This window comes from Mycobacterium sp. E735 (assembly GCF_001666955.1).
Classification (GTDB): Bacteria; Actinomycetota; Actinomycetes; order Mycobacteriales; family Mycobacteriaceae; genus Mycobacterium.
The window spans coordinates 1-2,501 of sequence record NZ_LZIX01000224.1; the positions used below are offsets into that span (position 1 = coordinate 1).

Here is a 2,501-nt window from a genome sequence, read left to right on the forward strand (position 1 = left end):
AGCATGTTGACGATGTTGCGGAAGGCCTGGTTGACCTGGCCCATGGTGTCGTACGAGGTCGCCTGCGCCTGGCCGCTCCAGCCCGAGCCGGCGATGTTCATCGAGGACGCCCACATCTTGCGGGCCTCGTCCTCGACCGTCTGGGCGTGGACCTCGAAGCGGCCCGCCATCGCACGCATTTCGTGCGGGTCAGTCATAAAACGTGTTGCCATGTTTCTTTCTCCTTGTCTTTCAAGCCTTCAAACTCGAAGTCTTAACAGTTGCAATTGATGCGGTGGTGGCCGCGTTATGGACAGATTACGACCTACCGGTTAACTGATCGCCTCAAACGGGTGACATGTACCCCCTTATTTCCCGTACCGGTATTCCGACATCAGACGACAACCTGCTTGGGCATGACGATCGGCTTGAAGCCGTATCGCGGCCCGGCGCCGTAGGCACCGGCGCCCTTGGCAGCGCCCGCCATGCCGGGCATGCCGGGCATCGCGGCGACCGGCTCCGCCTCGGCCGCGGCCGTCCAGCCCGAGCCCTCGAGCGGGGCGGTGGAGGAGGCCAACGACGTCGCCGGGGCGGCGGCGTTCCAGCCGGCCGGCACCGACAGCCCGCCGACCGCGGAGGCCTCGCCGAGGGCGGCCGACGCTCCCGCGCCCGACACCGAGCCCACCATCGTGCCCGGCACCAGGCCGCCGGCGAGCGGCGTGACGGAATCGGTGAGCGCGAACGGGATCGACGGCACCGTTCCGAGGGTGTGCCCCAGCGACACGGCCGTCGGGATGGTGTTGCAGACCCACCATGCCGCGGTGTTCACGGCGCCGTTGATGCCGTTGAGCACCGACGGCGTGCCGAGGAAGTTGTCAATCGAGCCCAGGATGCCGTCAGTCGTGAATGGCAGGCTGGGCGCGGCCAGGGCCGCGTTGGAAACGGGAGCCAGCGCCTGGATCGTGCCGCCTGTCGAGTCAGCGGCGAGGGCGGTGCTGTCGGCGGCCGCGGCGGCCCCAGGGTTGGTGGTCGAGGTCAGCGGCGTGACCGGCGTCAGCACCCCGGCCGCCGCAGAGGCGGCCTGGTAGGCGGCCATCATGGCGGCGTCCTGGGCCCACATCGCGGCGTACTGAGCCTCGGTCGCGGCGATCGCGGCCGAGTTGACGCCAAGGAAGTTGGTCGCCACGAGCGTGGCCAGGAGCGTCCGGTTGGCGGCGATCACCGGCGGCGGAACCGTCGCCGCGAACGCGGCCTCGTACGCGGCCGCAGAGGCCGTGGCCTGTGCGCTGGCCTGCTCGAGCGTCGTGGCCGTCTCGGTCAGGTACGTGATGATCGGCTGGGCCGCGGCCGCCGCCGCCGCCGATCCGCCACCGGTCCAGTTTTCGGTGGTCAGCAACGAGACGATTGACTCCCACTGGGTCGCGGTCGCGCTGACCTCGGCGGCCAGGTTGGCGTATGAGGCCGCGGCGGCCATCAGCGGCCCGGCGCCGGCGCCGGCGTACATGAGCGAAGAGGTGATCTCCGGGGGAATTGCTGCAAAGTCAAGAACCATTTGGGTTTCCCGCTCCTTTGTCTTTAGAAATTCGAGGTTTCGAGGGCAATGACGAGGGACTAGACGGTCGCCGGTTTCGGCATGACGATCGGTTTGACGCCGTAGCGCGGAGCGCCGAAGCCGGCGCTGTTGCGTGCCGCGGCGCCCATGCCCGGCATGCCCGGGATGATCGTGCCGGCGCCCGCCTGCGGGGCGGCGGCGGTCCAGCCCACCGTCTGCAGCGGTGCGGCGCTGGTGCCGACCACCGGGGTGGCGGGAGCGGCCCAGCTCGGCGGCACCGACAGTTTGCTGACCATCGTGGCCGAGCCCATCGAGGCCATCGGCGCCGCGCCGATGCCGGCCATGCCGCCGCCCGCCATCGGCGCCGTCGTGTCGGCGAGGCCCGCGGCACCGGCCGCCGAACCGGCGGCGTCGGCGGCGGAGGTGTCGAGCAGGCCGCCACCGGCCAGACCCAGGAGGTCCGAACCGGCCGAGGCCCAGTTGCCGAAGCCGATGTTGCCGATGTTGGCGCCGTTGCTCGACAGCCCGAAGATCCCGCCGAGCATGTTCGGGTTGGTGCCGTTGCCGGTGCTACCGAGCAGGTATGCCAGCCAGTCCAGCGGGGTGTTCGACGGCGTGGCGGCCGCGGCGGCGGCCGGCGACGCGGCGCTCGACAGCGCGGCCTGGCTCGCGTTGATGGCCTCGGTGTCGCCGTAGCTGCCGGAGCTGATGCCCAGGGTCTGCGCGTAATTCTCCAGCAACGCCTGCGCCTCGGTGGCGATTGCCTGGTACTGGGTGCCGTACGCCGAGAAGATCGCCGCCTGCTGGGCCGACACCGGGTCGGCGGCGGCGGGAGCGATGACCGTGGTCGCCGCTGCGGCGCCGGCGTTCTGCGCCGCCAGGTTGGTGTTGATCCCCGACAGCAGCTGCTCTGCAGCGAGCATCTCTTCGGTCTGTGTTGTCAGAAATGCCATCGATTGCTCCTAATGTT

Annotated in this window: 3 protein-coding genes; all 3 read right to left on the bottom strand. The window is 69.9% G+C overall.

Going from position 1 to position 2,501, the window contains the following annotated elements; genetic code table 11:
• The coding region (locus A5704_RS17985; RefSeq protein WP_067890240.1) for a WXG100 family type VII secretion target at positions 1-212 on the bottom strand (212 nt) is incomplete at its 3' end.
• Between the two features lie 161 nt (positions 213-373).
• On the bottom strand, positions 374-1,531 hold the full coding sequence (locus A5704_RS17990; RefSeq protein ID WP_067890234.1) for a PPE family protein: 1,158 nt from the start codon (positions 1,529-1,531) through the stop codon (positions 374-376).
• Positions 1,532-1,590: 59 nt separating this feature from the next.
• Positions 1,591-2,484, bottom strand: coding sequence for a PE domain-containing protein (locus tag A5704_RS17995; protein ID WP_067785018.1), 894 nt, complete (start codon positions 2,482-2,484; stop codon positions 1,591-1,593).
• Positions 2,485-2,501 lie beyond the last annotated feature (17 nt).